At 41.6% G+C, this 16,978-nt stretch carries 17 protein-coding genes; 4 read left to right on the top strand and 13 right to left on the bottom strand.

Annotated elements, in window-relative coordinates:
- Positions 1–10: 10 nt before the first annotated feature.
- The 13 genes from SOO65_RS01355 to rpmH all read right to left on the bottom strand — a co-directional run bounded on the left by SOO65_RS01355 (position 11) and on the right by rpmH (position 9,941).
- Positions 11–550: a F0F1 ATP synthase subunit delta gene (locus SOO65_RS01355; RefSeq protein WP_321395758.1), complete on the bottom strand. Its 540-nt coding sequence runs from the start codon at positions 548–550 to the stop codon at positions 11–13.
- A 3-nt stretch (positions 551–553) separates the two neighbouring features.
- On the bottom strand, positions 554–1,105 hold the full coding sequence (locus SOO65_RS01360) for a F0F1 ATP synthase subunit B (protein ID WP_321395761.1): 552 nt from the start codon (positions 1,103–1,105) through the stop codon (positions 554–556).
- A gap of 8 nt (positions 1,106–1,113) precedes the next feature.
- Positions 1,114–1,557 (bottom strand): hypothetical protein, encoded by a 444-nt coding sequence (locus SOO65_RS01365; protein WP_321395764.1) that lies wholly within the window; start codon positions 1,555–1,557, stop codon positions 1,114–1,116.
- An 86-nt stretch (positions 1,558–1,643) separates the two neighbouring features.
- The gene (locus tag SOO65_RS01370; RefSeq protein WP_321395767.1) at positions 1,644–1,979 is read right to left on the bottom strand and encodes a bactofilin family protein; all 336 of its coding nucleotides are present in this window, start codon (positions 1,977–1,979) and stop codon (positions 1,644–1,646) included.
- A 15-nt stretch (positions 1,980–1,994) separates the two neighbouring features.
- Positions 1,995–2,930, bottom strand: a complete 936-nt coding sequence (locus tag SOO65_RS01375) for a ParB/RepB/Spo0J family partition protein (RefSeq protein WP_321395770.1) — start codon at positions 2,928–2,930, stop codon at positions 1,995–1,997.
- Positions 2,931–2,940: 10 nt separating this feature from the next.
- Complete coding sequence (locus tag SOO65_RS01380) at positions 2,941–3,789, bottom strand: ParA family protein (protein WP_321395772.1); 849 nt, start codon at positions 3,787–3,789, stop codon at positions 2,941–2,943.
- Between the two features lie 37 nt (positions 3,790–3,826).
- Positions 3,827–4,465: an RsmG family class I SAM-dependent methyltransferase gene (locus SOO65_RS01385; protein ID WP_321395774.1), complete on the bottom strand. Its 639-nt coding sequence runs from the start codon at positions 4,463–4,465 to the stop codon at positions 3,827–3,829.
- Positions 4,465–6,309 (bottom strand): tRNA uridine-5-carboxymethylaminomethyl(34) synthesis enzyme MnmG, encoded by a 1,845-nt coding sequence (gene mnmG / locus SOO65_RS01390; protein WP_321395776.1) that lies wholly within the window; start codon positions 6,307–6,309, stop codon positions 4,465–4,467. The genes SOO65_RS01385 and mnmG overlap by 1 nt, the downstream gene beginning before the upstream one ends.
- 43 nt (positions 6,310–6,352) lie before the next feature.
- Entirely contained in the window at positions 6,353–7,726 is a 1,374-nt protein-coding gene (locus SOO65_RS01395; RefSeq protein WP_321395778.1) for a tRNA modification GTPase, read from the bottom strand.
- Entirely contained in the window at positions 7,723–9,189 is a 1,467-nt protein-coding gene (gene yidC / locus SOO65_RS01400; protein ID WP_321395781.1) for a membrane protein insertase YidC, read from the bottom strand. The genes SOO65_RS01395 and yidC overlap by 4 nt, the downstream gene beginning before the upstream one ends.
- A 28-nt stretch (positions 9,190–9,217) precedes the next feature.
- Positions 9,218–9,427, bottom strand: a complete 210-nt coding sequence (gene yidD / locus SOO65_RS01405; protein WP_321395784.1) for a membrane protein insertion efficiency factor YidD — start codon at positions 9,425–9,427, stop codon at positions 9,218–9,220.
- Positions 9,411–9,779 (bottom strand): ribonuclease P protein component, encoded by a 369-nt coding sequence (rnpA, locus tag SOO65_RS01410; protein WP_321395786.1) that lies wholly within the window; start codon positions 9,777–9,779, stop codon positions 9,411–9,413. Before rnpA ends, yidD begins: the two co-directional genes overlap by 17 nt.
- A gap of 9 nt (positions 9,780–9,788) precedes the next feature.
- Positions 9,789–9,941 (bottom strand): 50S ribosomal protein L34, encoded by a 153-nt coding sequence (rpmH, locus tag SOO65_RS01415; protein WP_321400170.1) that lies wholly within the window; start codon positions 9,939–9,941, stop codon positions 9,789–9,791.
- Between the two features lie 202 nt (positions 9,942–10,143).
- On the opposite strand from rpmH, the gene dnaA reads away from it, so the two are divergent.
- The 4 genes from dnaA (at position 10,144) to gyrB (ending at position 16,964) form a co-directional block, all read left to right on the top strand.
- Positions 10,144–11,760, top strand: a complete 1,617-nt coding sequence (gene dnaA / locus SOO65_RS01420) for a chromosomal replication initiator protein DnaA (protein ID WP_321395789.1) — start codon at positions 10,144–10,146, stop codon at positions 11,758–11,760.
- 522 nt (positions 11,761–12,282) lie between these two features.
- Complete coding sequence (dnaN, locus tag SOO65_RS01425) at positions 12,283–13,395, top strand: DNA polymerase III subunit beta (RefSeq protein ID WP_321395792.1); 1,113 nt, start codon at positions 12,283–12,285, stop codon at positions 13,393–13,395.
- 9 nt (positions 13,396–13,404) lie between these two features.
- A complete protein-coding gene (recF, locus tag SOO65_RS01430; protein ID WP_321395796.1) occupies positions 13,405–14,505 on the top strand; it encodes a DNA replication/repair protein RecF in 1,101 nt (366 codons plus the stop codon).
- 11 nt (positions 14,506–14,516) lie between these two features.
- On the top strand, positions 14,517–16,964 hold the full coding sequence (gyrB, locus tag SOO65_RS01435) for a DNA topoisomerase (ATP-hydrolyzing) subunit B (protein ID WP_321395798.1): 2,448 nt from the start codon (positions 14,517–14,519) through the stop codon (positions 16,962–16,964).
- Positions 16,965–16,978 lie beyond the last annotated feature (14 nt).

A 16,978-nucleotide genomic window follows, 5' to 3' on the forward strand; every position in this document is an offset into this window, starting at 1 on the left:
TCTGGGTTAATTATTCGCTAAGAATTGATTGTTTAAATTGTTCTAACTGATTGTCTAAAGAAGCATCTAATTGAAGATCTTCTACAGTCACTTTGTAACCAGCAGATAAATTACTGTTTTGAACGTAATTTAGAGATGGTTCGCGACCAAGTTTATTCTTCAAGAATGATTCGATTTTAGCTTTGAAAGCAGGATCAATCTGAGCATCAGAGCCTTCGATTGTGCCTTTCATGAAACCACGGCGGTCATCGTCCATAACGATCACTTCTTTGATGATCAATGGAAGAATGCCAATACGCTTTTCATCGATCAGGAACTTCACAGTTTCTGTCGTGATTGCAGAAAGAGAAAGCTTCTTCGCAACTTCTACGAATACAGTTTTCTTCTCTTCAAGCGTGAAAAGCTCGAGGAACAATACGTTCTCAAGCTCATTTGATTTGTTAATTACTTCTGTAAGCTTTGTAAGCTCGTCAGCGATGTTAACTTTATTATCATCGCCAAGCTCAAGAAGTGATTTCGCGTAAACGCGAGCTACTGCTTGTTCTTTCATATCTTAGAGCCCTTTCAAAAGTTTCGAAGAAACTTTAGATTGATAGTCTTTATTGGTCTTAATTGTAGATTTTGTTTTAGCGATTACTTCGTTCAGAAGTTCAGCATTAAGCTCGTCCATTGCGGCCTTCTTATCAGCTTGAAGCTTAAGATTTGCATCTGATTTAAGTTTTTGTGTTCTCTCATCAGTTTCACGAGAAAGATTTTTTTCAAAGGCCAGAACTTCGTTCTCAGCTTGAGCGTGAATGGCTTTAACTTCGTTAGCAACGTTGGCCGCTTTTCTCTCTTCAGACTCAAGAAGCATTTTTGCTTCCTTCGACTTAAGATTCACGCGCTCAATTGTGTTAGCGATGTCATCAGATTGTTTGTTGAAGTATGCAGCTAGAGGACCTTTAAGTTTCCAAGCAAGAACACCAAGAAGGATCGCAACGTTTACTGCAGGAGCGATAAGATCTGTAATTGAACTGTGGTGACCTTCACCGTGACCGCCGCCAGCTGCAAGAGCTTTAGTGGCGAAACCAAGAGCGATAAAAGCGTAAGCTGTCCAGAAACGCATATTTTTCCTTATTGAAGAATCTTATTAACGAGTGATTGAGAAAGTGCTTCAGCTTCAGCAAGGTATTGACCTTTGTTGCTAGCAATTTCTTTTGAGAAGTCATTACGAGACTGATCAACGTAAGCGTTAACTTCTTTCTCAGTTTGCTTGTACTGGTCTGTATACTTCTGAGTGATCGATTGTTTTTTCTCGATAGAAGTTTTTAGTGATGAACTATTAGCTTCATTGATTTTCGCCTGATAATCAGACTGCATCTTCTGAACCTTTTCGATAGTTTCATCAGCTACGTTATCAAGCTTCACAGTTTTTTCTTCGCGAGTTGTTAGCACTTCTTGCAACTTTCCTAAGAACAAGAAATGAGCAATCACGAACACAATTGTGATGATAACAAATTGAGGGACAAGAGAAGAATCCACACCTAGTTGTGTGAAGATGGCGGTAAACGTTTCCATAGGTTAAACCTTAAAAATGAAGCGAATTTAATTGAGCAGTAATTTTTTAAGGTATAGGGGCTATTTCGTCAATGGAAATGGGGGGTCTATTTTTTGTCTTTCATCTTAGTAATTCCGTGGAAAATAACCCCTTCTTCCACGATCAAACTTGGACTGGTTACAGTCCCTTCAAATCGTGCTGGGCGTCGAATTTCCACGCGTGAAGAAGCTTTAATCGTGCCCTTCACGGAACCAGAAATGATCACAATATTGGCATTGATATCGGCGTTGATAACGGCGCCTTCGGAAATGATCAGCGTGTCATTTGAAAAGATACTGCCGTTTACGTACCCAGCGATACGGACAGTACCGCTGAATGATAGGTTACCTTCAAATTTGCAACCCTCTTCGATGATGGCGCAAATATCGTTCTTTTTAGCCAAAAAAGTCTCTCCCGACTATTTCATGAGATAAGCAAATATATCATTAAATTCGGCTTCGTTGCTGAATTTAATTGTGATTTCGCCGGCCCCATTCTTTTTTGCTTTCACATCGAAGTGGTAACCAGTTTTTTGCTCAAGCTTATTTCTAAGCTGTGTATATTGCTCAGCTATAAATTTATTATCATCTGACTTCTTCGAAGGTTTCTTCGACTTTTTTGCCAGCTCTTCCAGTTCACGAACTGAAAGGCCCTTAGCGATTACTTCGTTCGCTAAACGCTTCACTGATTCATCGTCACCGATTGAAACCAGGATCTTGGCGTGGCCAAAAGAAAGAAGTTCTTTTTGAAGAGAAACAATCACGTCTTTTGGAAGTTTAAGAATACGAAGGAAGTTAGCAATTGTAGAACGCTCTTTCCCGATCTTCTTTGCCACTTCTTCCTGAGTAAGTTCGAACTCATTCATAAGTTGGAAGTAAGCAAGTGCTTCTTCCACGCAGTTTAGATCTGAACGTTGAACGTTTTCGATGATCGACATCACCAGGATATCTTTCTTCGTCGCGCGTTTCACGATTACAGGGATTTTCGTAAGACCAGCTAGGCGAGAAGCACGGTAACGTCTCTCCCCCGCTACGATCTCAAATGCGCCTTCTTTTTCAACAACGATGATCGGTTGGATTACGCCGTTTTCTTTGATCGATTCAGAAAGCTCAAGAAGATCCTTCTCTTTGAAGATCTTACGGGGCTGAGCTTTGTTAGGAACGATCTTATCAACTTCAACCAGCATAGGTTGAGTTTCAATTTGAATTTCTTTTTTAGGAGCAGCAGCAGGCGCTTGTTGGGCGGCAGCTGGTTCTATAGGGGCGGCTTTTTCAGGAGCATCAGCGTATGCGGCCGGGCTGTTCCCTAGAAGTGCGGCCATTCCTCTTCCGAGTTGTGGTTTATTCTTTTGCATAAATCATCTCCTAAGGTTGAACCTGGTAATCCTCAAATTTTGGGATCTGCTGGTTAAGCGGCATTTTCACCTGATTTGCAACTTCAGGTTTCTTCTCTGACTTCAAAATAATTTCGCGCGCGAGAGATAGATATGCTTCACTTCCCTTTGAAGTAATATCGTAAAGAATGATTGGCTTACCGAATGAAGTACATTCAGAAAGCTTCACGTTTCTCGGAATGATTGATTTAAGAATGTCGTCCTTGAAGTGGGTCATAAGATCATTCGCCACTAGCTTACAAAGATTGTTACGTGAATCGTACATCGTAAGCAGGATACCTTCGAGAGTCAGCTTCGGGTTAAGCGAAGCACGGATAAGTCTCACAGTATTTAAAAGCTGTGAAAGACCTTCCATCGCAAGATATTCTGTCTGCATCGGAACTAGATAAGTGTGAGCAGCAGTGAATGCGTTCACAGTTAATAAGTTAAGTGATGGAGCACAGTCGATGATGATGTAATCGTATTTGCTGTGAAGAGCTTCAAGAGCAACTTTCAACTTTGATTCACGAGCAAACATATGAACTAGTTCTAGCTCAGCACCAACAAGGTCATTGTTAGATGGACAAAGATCTAGAAGTGGAAGTTCAGTTTTATAGATACAGTTATCGAAGCTTTCTTCGTTAATAAGAGCGTGATAAACGTTGGCCTTGGCGAACGTTTCCTTCTCTACACCCAAGCACGAACTTGCGTTTCCTTGCGGATCCAGGTCAATCAGAAGCGTGCGCTTTTCTGCTGCAGCGAGACATGCACTTAAGTTGACTGAAGTAGTCGTCTTTCCGACGCCACCTTTTTGGTTCGCGATTGCAATGATTTTAGCCATTTAGATCCTCACGAGAATTGTTTTTGAACCCTTATTTTTAGAGAAATTCAGAGAGTTTGACAAGCGTTTTAGACGTTCCACGTGGAACATTTTGTGCAGCAAACGAAACCAAGAACCTTTGCTGCGTTCCTGGAACTTTAATCTCTTGATTCTCGAGAAGCTTCCAGTCTTTCTCTAATTTCTTGATCATCGCGCCCTCAAGCTCCACAAAGTTAGGACCTTTATAAAGGAAGACACTTATGTCGGGAGTCGTACGATTAATGATCGGGAGATAGTCCTGAATTGTACCCACGGCCTTGAAAGTGATCGTCGCCGGTTCATCAAACAGGAAGTCCTCAAGACGAGAGTGGACCAGTGTTACGTTGGTAAGACCCAACTTATCCGCAATCAGTTTTACCGCATCGACCTTCTTTCTCTTCGACTCTACTCCCACGAACTGTACATCCGGAAGAAGCTTTGCCAGAGGAAGGATTGGGAAGCCGCCGCCAAAACCCACGTCTACTACAACTCCACTCTTTTTGATCTCTTTCTGGAAGAGTTCCGACTGCAGGTAGGGATTGATCGAGTCGAGGATCTGCTTATGGTAAAATTCGTCCTGATCTAAGATATTAGTGAGGTTAAGCCCAGCTAAGTCTGTTTTAAGTACATTTAAGTATCGAATTGCGAAATCTAACATTAGAGTGCCTTTGCTGCCACAACGGCCAGAGTAGCGGGACGAATTCCCTCGATTAGTTTTAATTGTCCGAAGGTATCTGGCTTGATTCGGGCAATTCTTTGCTTACATTCAAAAGAGATATTGCTGGAAGCAGTGATGGCTTCCCAGTCAATTCTCATATTGTCCATTTTCTTCAATTTGGCGAATTGATCCTCTGAACGTTTGATGTAGCCATCATATTTCTTAGAAATGGCCACAGTTCGGATCAAATCGTAGTCCAACATCAGCCCGTGGTGAGAAAGAATGGTTTCCAGGGTGGTAATTGGATTCAACCACGCCTGACGGAGTATTTCTGAAACACTCATGCGCCTTACGAGTTGTTGTAGCTCACCTTCTCCCGAAAACTGTTTCATCAGGGGAGATTTCTCAGAAATCATAGTTTCGTCACAAAAGTTCATGAGTTCTTCATACTGGGCGATGAAATCGCGCTGATACTTATCAATAGGAAGATTCAGCATAAAGCTGGTCCTATAGGGGCTCATTCTAAGCAAAGAATTGTCTTCTCTAATGAAAAGACGGTTCTCAGAGCGTGCAGTGAACAGTCTATATGGCTCATCTCGTGTATTTGAGGTCAAATCTTCGATCATGACCCCTATATAGGACTCATGCCTACTCAAAATGAGTGGATCAAGTCCTAAAACCGATAAAGCAGCGTTGGCACCTGCGATAAAGCCTTGTCCAGCGGCCTCTTCGTAGCCTGAAGTACCATTTACCTGGCCCGCGAAGTATAAATTCTCTATTTGAACATGCTCAAGTGTGAGTTTTAGATCAGTCGTATCGATAACATCGTACTCTACTGCATATCCATAGACTTTAATTTCTGCTTTTTCTAATCCCTCAATCGAACGAACATACTCTTCTTGAACCTCTTTCGGTAGAGAAGAAGAAATCCCAGACGGATACATCGTATCTAGATCAAGTCCTTCAGGCTCAATGAACACATGGTGAACTTGTTTATCTGGATAGCGATAAGCTTTATCTTCAATTGATGGACAATATCTCGCTCCCACACCTTTAATTTGTCCGTTGAACATCGGACTTTTCTCTTTATTGGCGCGAATAATCTCCATAGTGTTCAGATTTGTACGGGCAAGCCAGCACGAAACCTGGGAAATATGTCGTTCAAACGGTGTATGAAGGCAGTGAAAGTTACGAACTGTCGAATCAGATGGCTGTTCTTCTAGTTTTGAGTAATCAATCGTGTCCTTATCTAGCCTAGGAGGAGTTCCGGTCTTAAATCGCTGTGGTCTAGTTTTAATCTCAGCAAAAAGATCCTGAAGTCCGGCAGATTTATCGCAACCTACTCTACCACCTGCAGTTTGTTCAGAACCCGTATGGAGTTTCCCATTGAGGAAAGTCCCAACTGTCATAATGATCTTCTTAGCAGTGTAAGTGTTCTGGGCTTTGACCGTAAAGACATCAGTCTTCTCGATTGAGACCACTTTCTCTCGAATCACTGTGATGTTAGGAATAGAAGCAATAACCTTCTCGGCCTCCTCGGAATATTTGTCTTTGTCGATCTGTACTCGTGACGACTGAACAGCGAAGCCTTTTGAGTCATTCAGTGTACGGAACTGGATCCCGGCTTTGTCGGCCAGTATTCCCATTAGTCCACCAAGTGCATCGAGCTCGCGAACCACTTGTCCTTTCCCAACTCCACCCACTGAAGGGTTACAAGGAGCCGAGCCAAGTCCGATTCCCGGAATGGTAATGATCGCAACATCTAAGTTAAATTGTGAAGCAATGTAGGCTGCTTCGATACCGGCATGACCGCCGCCGACAACCATAATGTCGAAAGTCTTCATACTGTCCTTGGGAAAAATTTGAAATGTTCCACGTGGAACAATTCTATTTCCCGATACAAAAATTTGAGAAAATAGAGTTCAAGATTTGATCTGGAGAAACTATACCTATGAGTTCTGAAATACAATGCCCTAGGGCATTTAATTCTTGCGACAAGATAGCTACATCCGTTTCTGAACGGCTAACTTGTTGATAATTCGTTAATACCTGATTCGTTTGCAATATCAATTGCTTATGTCGATCCAATAATATTGGTTTACCATCAATTGTGTTTAAATATTTTTCATTTACAAGCGCATGAAGAGTGGCTTCCCATGTAACCGGTAATGACTTGAGATCAATTGCCCCCATAGGACCAAGTTTTGGATGCATTTTTACAACTGCATCGCGGGCCGCCTGGAAACCTGGAAGATCTTCGTGAGTGAATAGCACCAGATCAAAATCATTATTCACAAGTTCATCAAAGCCTTCGATGATCTCAAATGGATTCACGAGGAGAATCGAGAAGAAACTATCTTTTAATTTTTTCTTCGTACGCTTAATCCCCTCTGACTCAATCACATCTTCTGACTCACGAATACCGGCCGTATCAATCAGCTTATATTTCACACCTTCAATTACCATCGTCTCTGCGAGGTAATCTCGAGTGGTTCCGGCAATTGAAGAAACAATCGCTCTCTCCTCTGAGAGAAGATAATTGAAGAGTGAACTCTTTCCAGAGTTCGGAAGTCCAGCGAGAACAATTTCTGGTTGAATGAGATTATGTTCCATCGGACGCACGCGCTTTACCAGTGCTTGAAATTTACGAGCGAATTCCTCGAGTGAATCTGTGTAATACTTATGGGCCGCCTCTTCTCCAATGTCTTCCGCGAAATCAATTGAGAGTTCGAGGGAAGATTTGTGTTTCAAAAAGAGATCATAGAGTTCTTGATAAACTTCCTGGAGATTTCCACTTAAGAGTGAAAGTCCCTGATCAAGAGCGTAGCCAGTATTGGCATTTAAAAAGAGATCCAACCCCTCTACTTGAGATAGGGTCAATTTCTTGTTTTTTAGCGCGCGATAAGTGAACTCCCCTGGGTTCGCCAGGCGACACCCGCCATGGGCCACAAAAAGCTCTAAAATACGCTCAATATTGAGGGTATTACCGTGAACCGAGAGCTCCAGGATGTTTTCCCCGTTGTAGCTCTTAGGACCTTGGAAATAAGTCAGGCAAATATCGTCGATTGTCTGCCCCTGTAGGACCAGTTTCGTGTAATACACACGGCGTGGTTCTATAGGACCAGTCAGATCTTTTTCAAAAAATGGGGCGAATTGTGCGAGGGATTTGAAACCGGAGATCCGGATGACCCCCATCGCTGCGTGCGCGTGCGTACAAGTGCTGCAAGCGATGATTGGATCATCCGAATAAAGAAACTTCATACTACAACAGGTGTGTTCTTCGATTTAGCGTTGAAAACCATAAGCTGTTGAAGAATACCAAACAAAGTTGAAACGAAAATATAGAGAGATAATCCAGATGGAAGATCTTTCATGATAAATCCGAAAACTAGTGGCATGAAAAGCATAATTTTCTTTTGAACTGGATCCTGAATTGTATTCGGAGTTAGTTTCTGCTGGAAGAACATCGCAACAGTCATTAACACTGGAAGTACGAAGTATGGATCTTTGTTTGAAAGATCTTGAATCCATCCGAAGAACGGAGCATCTACTAGTTCTACAGCAGAATAAAGTACTTTATAGAACGCGAAGAACACTGGCATTTGAAGAAGAAGCGGAAGACATCCGCCAATCGGGTTTGCACCAGACTTGCGGAAAAGTTCCATTGATTCTTTCTGCATACGAGCAGGATCGTCTTTAAATTTCTCTCTGATTTTTGTTAGTTCCGGCTGAACCAGTTGAAGTTTTTTCATTGAAACGAAAGACTTGTACTGAAGCGGGAAAGTGATCATTCGAACAACAAGAGTTAGAAGAATGATACAGATACCATAGTTCGGAGTGAAGTTATGGAAGAACTGAAGTCCTTTAAGAATCCAAACAGCGAAGATACCCCACCATCCGAAATCTACTGATTTGTTAAGCTGGTTACCAAGCTCAGTCAGGTAGTTATATTCTTTTTTAACAAACACCATGTGATAGGTCAGAGATAGCTCTGGCTTATTCGAGAACATGCTAAAAGTGTTATCAGTTCCATTCTTGTAAATGAGACTTTGTTCTTTATCAAAATAAGTTCCGAAAAGATGGTAATTGAAATCAATACCGGCCCATTTAATGGCACGGTCACCACTGTCTTCATCACCAGGAAGGTGCTTGTTTAATTTATCAGTGAAGAATGAGAAAAATCGCTCTTGGCCGTTTTCAAGTTTCTTTGCAACCGAGTTGTAAACGAAACGGTACTTGAATGGCTTCGTAGAAGTAAGAGCGAAATTTGCTCTCCCCTTCTCGTCCAGACCAGTAACAAGTGTCACATCATTTTCAGCGCTGAAATACTTGTTAGCTTCAGCAGTTTTAGCAAAACGAATTGGGTGAAAACCGTTACCGAAATCAAACTCAACACGCATTGGCTTTTCTTTACCAACTGTCGCGCCGAAATCAAAAGCAGCCTGTGGGTTTTCAAAGTTTGTAACAGTAAGTGAGTTATCGAAGCTTACAGTCACACCGTTAGCAGAAAGCGAGAACATCTCGTCTGCCACTGGTTCTATAGGACCAGCAGTTGTGCCTTCAGTTGGAGCGGTAGTGCCCGACTGAACAGGTTGAGTTTTAGCAGTTGGTTCTATAGGGGCGGTTGCCGCCGGCTTTGGTGGGGCAAAGAAATATTGCCAGCCAAAAAGAATTGCACCAGAAAGGACTACTGCCATCAAGGCATTACGTTGCTCAGAACCCATTTAAATCTCCAAAGAAAATATCGATCTTTTAGGGTACGGGATCGTACCCACCCGGATGATACGGATGACATTTGCAAATGCGCCGACATGAATACCATAAAGCTTTTTGGAAGGTAAACTTTTGAAAGCACTCACGTGAATATTGTGAACAGCTTGGGTAGAAGCGGCACTTCTGCCCTAGAAGTGGCGAAATAAAATATTGATAAAAGCGAATGAGGAGATCAGCTAGTTTTCTCATGGCTAACGCATAGCCTTTGGGCCACACGAAGAAAAGCATCTTTTAATTGTTGTTCTGAATCTGGAGTTTTGGTGATCACAAAAAGCATATCGAGCGGAAGAGCTTTAAGACCTTCGTGAGCACGATACAATTCCTTCATAATTCGCTTGTAGCGATTACGATCGTGAGCTTTACCAATTTTACGGGAAACACTGAAGCCGATTCTCGAATGAGACAAAGAAAGGCGTGATGGTTTGTAAAAACAAACTAACGGGTGAACAAAGCCACGAGAGCTTTGTTCACGCAAATATTCAAAATCTTTTTTATGTGTAAGTTTGAGAGATTTAGAAAAGCCAAGTGAGGCGGGACTCATCTCAAAAAATTACTTAGATCCTGTAGAAACTGTAAGTTGCTTGCGGCCTTTAGCACGACGACGGCTGATTACTTTTTTACCGCCAGCAGTTGCCATTCTTGCAAGAAACCCGTGATCACGAAGTCTCTTAAGTTTCTTAGGTTGCCAAGTTCTCTTTTGCATACTCATATTGAAATCCTTTAACCATATAACGGATAAATTTTACGGAAGTCCTTTATTACAGGAAAATCCGATCTGGGTCAATATTATTTATTAATCAAAGCGTCACAGTAAGGTCTTGTTAGAGGCCGGCCATTGATTATAATCCCAGGAAGTGTTACCTCTTTCGGACTTTTTTAACCCAAACTCAATCAAATTTATATAAATGACACAAAAGTTTCCTTTTAATCACTTTTTGAAGCTTGATGGCCTATCTGAAGGCCCCGCGGCGAAGAAAGTAGATGTGAATCCAGTTATTGTTGAGCAAGCGATCAAGGCCATGAATGTTTCCGCCGAGCCAAAGGCACCGGCCAGCGAATTTTCCGGTGATGAGTTAAGAACTCTCACAGACGCCCTACTCGATAACATTAAAAATCTCATTAATCCTAATAAGTTCCATGCTTATTTCGCCAATGCCTTCACGGTTTCAGCGATCAAGCACGAGACTGTTGAGATCATGGTGACAACTAGCTTTATTAAAAAGATGGTTGAGACCCATTACCCAGACACTATTAAGCAGGCACTGTTTGAAATTCTGGGCAAAAATTACGGAATCGACATTCAGGTTCTGGGCGCACCAACACAAAGTCTGAGCTCAAATGCAGAAAACATTCTGAACTCTCTTAAGTCTCCAATGCCTTCAAAGAAACCTGAGTCTGTGAAGAACACGACCTTCTTCATTGATGAACTTGAGCCGACGAAAGACGATCTCTTTAAGGCAATTGATTCTCAGGTGATTGAACACCAGACAAACAACAACTCAAATCAGATCGATATTAATAAGACGTTCAATAACTTCATTATTGGACCATCTAACAATATCGCTCACGCACTTTCTCTGGCAGTTGCGAAAGATCCGGGCAAAGCTTATCCGGCCCTCTATATATATGGTAATTCTGGATTGGGTAAAACTCACTTGATCCACGCCATCGCCAACCACATTCAGATGCATAAACCTAGCATGAGAATTTGTATTACTTCTGCTAACCGTTTTATGAATGAAATGGTGGACTCAATTATCAAGAAGAACCAGTCGTACGAATTTAAAAAGAAGTACACTGAGCAAACCGACATTTTAATTATTGATGATATCCACGAGTTGAAGAACAAAACCACAACTCAGGAGATGTTTTTCCACATTTTCAATGAACTGATTGAGCGTGGAAAGCAGTTGGTGTTCACATCAGATAAAACTCCGAAAGAAATCGACGGAATTGAGGACCGTATTCGTACACGTCTCTCTTCTGCCCTACCGGTGGAAATTCAGCAGCCGGATCTGGAAACTCGTATCGCGATTCTTAAAAAGAAAGCGGTAGAGAAAGACGTCTATTTAAGTGATGACGTGGTTAACCTGGTCGCTAAATGCGTAAAGAGTAACATCCGTGAGCTTGAAGGCTGCTTGATTAAACTTGGTGCCGTAACGTCGATCCTTAAAGTGGACATCGATCTGGAAGTGGCAAAAGAGCATCTGAAACTTAACGAAGAGCTCGAAAACCAAAAGAACGTAACAATTGAAACGATCACAAAGACCGTTGCCAATTATTATAAGATCCCGCTTGGGGACATCCGCGGTAAGGCCAAGACGAAAGAAGTGGCCCTGCCTCGCCAGGTTGCTATGTATCTCGTAAGTAAAATGCTTAAACCGACGTTAAAAGATAATGGCCAGTATTTCTCTGGTCGTGATCATTCAACAGTCCTTCACGCAATTAAAACCATTAGCGATCGAATTAAGACTGATGGTTTGTTAGCTCAGCAAGTTCTCGACATCGAGAAACAACTCTAGTTCTCCACAAACAAACATCCACCTTAAGGGCCGATAACTTTTATTGAGTAGTCGGCCCTTTTTTTATGCCCAGTTTGACTACTCGGCCCAACATTCCAACACGTTTTTATGTGGAGGCCTGTTGATCAACGGCCCATTTGTTCACATTGTGGATAAAAATGTGGATAAAATCGGCCCATCCACGGCCTATTGCAGGTGGCTGTGAGACTTAGCGGAAAGTTGTTAAGGTTCTATCAAGGGCCTTGGATAAAATGCACGGCCCATCAACTCATAACTGAATGATATACGCACATGAAAATTTGGATGAACAAAGGTTGCGTTGAAGACTTTAGAAGAAATTGCGGATAAGTAGCTAAAATTAAAAGGCGGCGCCCAATCCATCCACACTATCCCAGATATCATTATATAAGAATAATAATACATATATATATAGGGATAAAAGAAATTGGACCTACAGGGGCAGTCCCCTTGATAAACCCTTCTCTTAAAGTTAAAACCTTTGCATCCAATTAAGGAACGAATATGAAACTAACGATCCAATCACAGATCCTTCGTGATGCCATTAACAAGGTTTTATCTGTAGTAGATAAAAAGAACTCACGTCCAATTCTTACGAACTGCCTGATTAAATCTCAAGGTCAGAAACTAGAATTGATCGCAACTGATTTGGAAGTTTCGGCCAAGATTCTTTTAAACGCTCAAATTGAACAGGAAGGTTCTTTCTGTATCAATTCTAAAAATATCGCAGACATCTTAAGAGAACTTCCTAACGATGATGTGATCATGAGTGTGGATAACAACAATCTTTTAAATCTTACTTGTAAAAACATCAATTATTCACTTTTGGTGACAAGTACTGAGGAATTTCCACAATTAAGTTTTCAAAACTCTAGTTCTGAATTCCGTTTAAAGACAAAACAGATCGCTCAGATCATTAACAAGACTTCTCATGCCATCTCTACCGATGAAACGAGATTGTACCTTAATGGTATTTATCTTCAGATGACTGATTCTAAGCTAAGAGCAGTGGCCATCGACGGTCACCGTCTGGCGTTGTTAGATACTCACGAATTTATCGGCGAAAATAAATTCCTGGTAGATGGTGTAATCGTTCCACGTAAAGGTATCTCTGAACTTAAAAAGATCGCTGATACATATCCTGAAGATGATGTTTCAATCTCTCTAGATGATTCATTCATGTTCGTGAACGCACGAAATGAGTACTATCTTTCAATTCGTTTAATTGCTCGTGAATACCCTAAGTATCAAACAGTAATTCCTTCTAAGACCACTAACCGTTTCCATATCGATAGAAATGCCATCTTAAACGCTGTTAAACGCATTAAGATCCTTTCTAACGAGAAGACCAATGGGGTGAAGCTTAATATTCAGAAAAACGAAATTGTGATCTCTACCAATCACCCGGCCCTAGGTCAGGCGACTGAAACTTTACCTATCACTTACGATGGGAAAGCAACTGAGATTGGTTTCAACGCTAAATATCTTATCGAGAGCCTTTCAGTTCTAAATGAAACTGATGTGACTTTTGAATTTAACAACGAACTAAGCCCGGTTGTGATTAAAGCTGATGATCTTCCAGAGTTCCTGGGAATCATTATGCCGCTTAAGTTGTAATCGCTGTTGATGAATTGTTGGAAAATTAAAAAATTACAGGCGCAAAATTTCCGAAATCTCAAAAATTCTATTTTTGATTTCTCTCCGGGTATTAATTGTATCTTGGGACAAAACGGAAACGGTAAAACCAATCTTCTAGAAGCGGTTTTCCTCATTACGAATAAAAAATCATTTCGTAAAAACACCGATTATGCACAAATGATCAACATTGAGGGCGAAAGTCCTGAGATCATTTTACAGTCAGTGTTTGAGAGTGAAGAAGGACTTCTTCCCTACTCGCTTCGTATGTCTGACGCTTTAGAGGAGAGATTCTTCAATAATAAACCGGAGAAGAGCAAAACTCCTTCGACCTCGGTTTTTATTAATCCATTTGATTCTTATAATTTTCATACCAGCAGTACTTTTCGTCGCCAGTGGGTCGATAGTCATATCTCACTTGGGGACAAAGAGTATCGTCAGGTTTTGACTCGTTTTCAGAAGGCCATGAAGTTCCGAAACTCAGTTCTGGGTTTTGGTGGAAAAAATGCTTCAATGCAGTTACGGGCCATTGATGAACAGGTTTCAGAATATTCGGCATTCATCACTCAAAGGCGTTTTGAGTTTTTGACTGCGCTAAATCAATTTATCACTCCTACCTTTAAGGCGATTTTCTCTGAAGAACACACGCTTCAGCTGGATTTGGACAGTTTATTCGTTCATTGGGACCAAAAACGGATATTTGACTTCTATCGTCACCAGGAAAATGCAGACATAAAAGCGGAAGTTACCCAGGTTGGAGTACATCGCGACGACTTCATTTTCAGTTTCGATGGACTCAACGCGTTTGAGTTCTGTTCCTTAGGCCAGCAGAAAATGGCGTTTCTGAGCCTTATATTTGCCTATATTGAGCTTTTTCGGTATAAATTTACGTCTTATCCTATTGTCCTTATTGACGACGTTTCAGGCGAATTGGATAGCCAGAGATGGAAAAATTTGATCCAATATTTGGAAACCAAAAACTTCCAAGTTTTGATCACGACGGCCAATGAGATCTTCGGAAAAGAATTGGAAAAAATACCAGCTTCCAAAAAGTTTTATATGGAACATGGAACGCTCAAACACCATGGATAGGAGCACTCTGGATGAATCAAACTCCTGATTCGATTGCAAAAGTTAACACCGAATACACCGCTGACAAGATTAAAATTCTTGAAGGCCTTGAGGCCGTTCGTAAGCGTCCTGGTATGTACATTGGGGACACGGGTTTCCGTGGATTCCACCACTGTGTGTACGAAATTGTGGACAACGCTGTCGATGAGGCACTTGCCGGTTATTGTACAGAAATTAAAGTTGTTATCCATGTTGATAACTCTTTAACTGTAATCGATAACGGTCGTGGTATTCCGACTGACATTCACCCTACTGAAGGAATTTCTGCTGCGGAAATCGTGTACACGAAACTTCACGCCGGCGGTAAGTTCAACGAAGACGGTGGTGCTTATAAAGTATCAGGTGGTCTACACGGTGTAGGTGCTTCAGTTGTGAACGCACTTTCAAAGTGGGTACGTCTAGAAATTAAAAAACACGGCAAACTTCACCGTCTTGAATTCAATCATGGTGAAGCGAAAGAACCGCTAAAAGTAATTGGTGACTGTGATCCTAAAGACACAGGTACGATGGTTACATTTAAATCTGACAACGAAATCTTCGAAGTTCACGAGTATAACTACGATACTCTTGCAAACCGCTTCCGTGAGATGGCGTTCCTTAATAAAGGTCTAAAGATCTCTATTCAAGATGAGCGTTCAGACAAGGGCGAGGTTTTCCACTACGAGGGCGGACTTTCTGAGTTCGTTAACTATCTTAACCGTGCAAAAACTCCGATTCATAAAGAGCCAGTTTATTTTTCTCAGTCACGTGAGAACTATGAAGTGGAAGTGGCAATGCAGTGGACGGATGGTTACTCTGAGACCATGACTTCATACGCGAACAACATCAACACTCCAGAGGGTGGTGTTCACGTTTCAGGTTTCAAAACTGCTCTTACACGTGTGCTTAACAACTACGCAAAAGATAATAACCTTCTTAAAAACATCAAAATCGCTCTTACCGGCGATGATATGCGTGAAGGTCTGACTGCGATTGTTTCAGTGAAACTCACAAACCCTCAATTCGAAGGTCAAACCAAGTCAAAACTTGGTAACTCGGAAGTTGAAGGTATCGTGAACTCACTTGTGGGTGATCGTTTCAAAATTTACCTCGAGGAAAATCCAAACGTAGGTAAAACCATCATTAAAAAATCAACTGATGCTGCTGCTGCTCGTGAGGCCGCTCGTAAAGCGCGTGAACTTACTCGTCGTAAAACAGCATTGGATTTCTCTGGTCTCCCAGGGAAAATGGCCGACTGTCAGGAAAAGAACCCTGAGCTTTGTGAAATCTACATCGTAGAGGGTGACTCTGCGGGTGGTTCAGCTAAGCAAGGTCGTGACCGTCGTACTCAAGCGGTTCTTCCACTTAAGGGTAAGATCCTTAACGTTGAAAAGGCCCGCTACGATAAAATGTTATCAAGTGACGAAATTAAATATCTCGTTCAGGCGATCGGTACTTCGATTGGTAAAGATTCTTTCGATATCTCGAAACTTCGTTACTACAAAATCGTGATCATGACCGATGCGGACGTGGATGGATCGCACATTCGTACTCTTCTTCTGACTCTGTTCTATCGTCAGTTCCCGGAGATCATCGAGCGCGGTCACTTGTACATCGCTCAACCTCCTCTTTATAAATATAAGAAAGGTAAAAATGAGCGTTACTTGAAAGATGGCGGCGAACTTGAGTCGTACCTGGTTTCAAGCTCACTTTCTGATTCAGAAATTACAATTGATGGTCAATCAACAGATGTTGATACAGTGAAGTCACTTGTGAATAAGTTCAGAAATTACAACGGCAACCTTGAGTCTTATGACCGTCACTACGACGCTCACTTCTTAAGAATGCTGGTTGAAGATGGAACACTTAAAGTTGATATGATGAAGGACAAGGCAAAACTTACTACGTACGTTGATGCCCTAAATGCCAAGCTAAAAGAAACTGGCCACGTATCACTTAAGAAATACGAACTTAAAATTGAAGACGATATCAAGAACATGGGTTTCCAAATCCGCGTTCAAGTTCAGTCTTCGCTTAAAACTAAGAACTTCAGAATTGGTATGAATTTCGTAGATTCTTCGGAGTTTGCTGATCTTATCAACCAGAATGATGGTCTTAAACGTTACTTGAAATCAGAATTCGTTCTGAAGCATCAAGGAAATCAATCGAAGCACAGTGGGCTTCTTGATTTTGCTACTTTCGTTTCAAACGAAGGCCGCCAAGGTGCTTACATTCAGCGATATAAGGGTCTAGGAGAGATGAACCCAGAGCAACTTTGGGAAACAACTATGAATCCGGCCAACCGTACTCTTCTTCAAGTGAAGATTGAAGATACGATCGATGCGGACCAGGTGTTCTCAGTTCTAATGGGTGACCAGGTAGATCCACGTAGAGAATTTGTGGAAACAAATGCTCTGAATGTTCGTAACCTCGATATTTAATTTTAAGGAAGAAG

This window comes from Peredibacter starrii, from assembly GCF_034259205.1.
Classification (GTDB): domain Bacteria; phylum Bdellovibrionota; class Bacteriovoracia; order Bacteriovoracales; family Bacteriovoracaceae; genus Peredibacter; species Peredibacter starrii.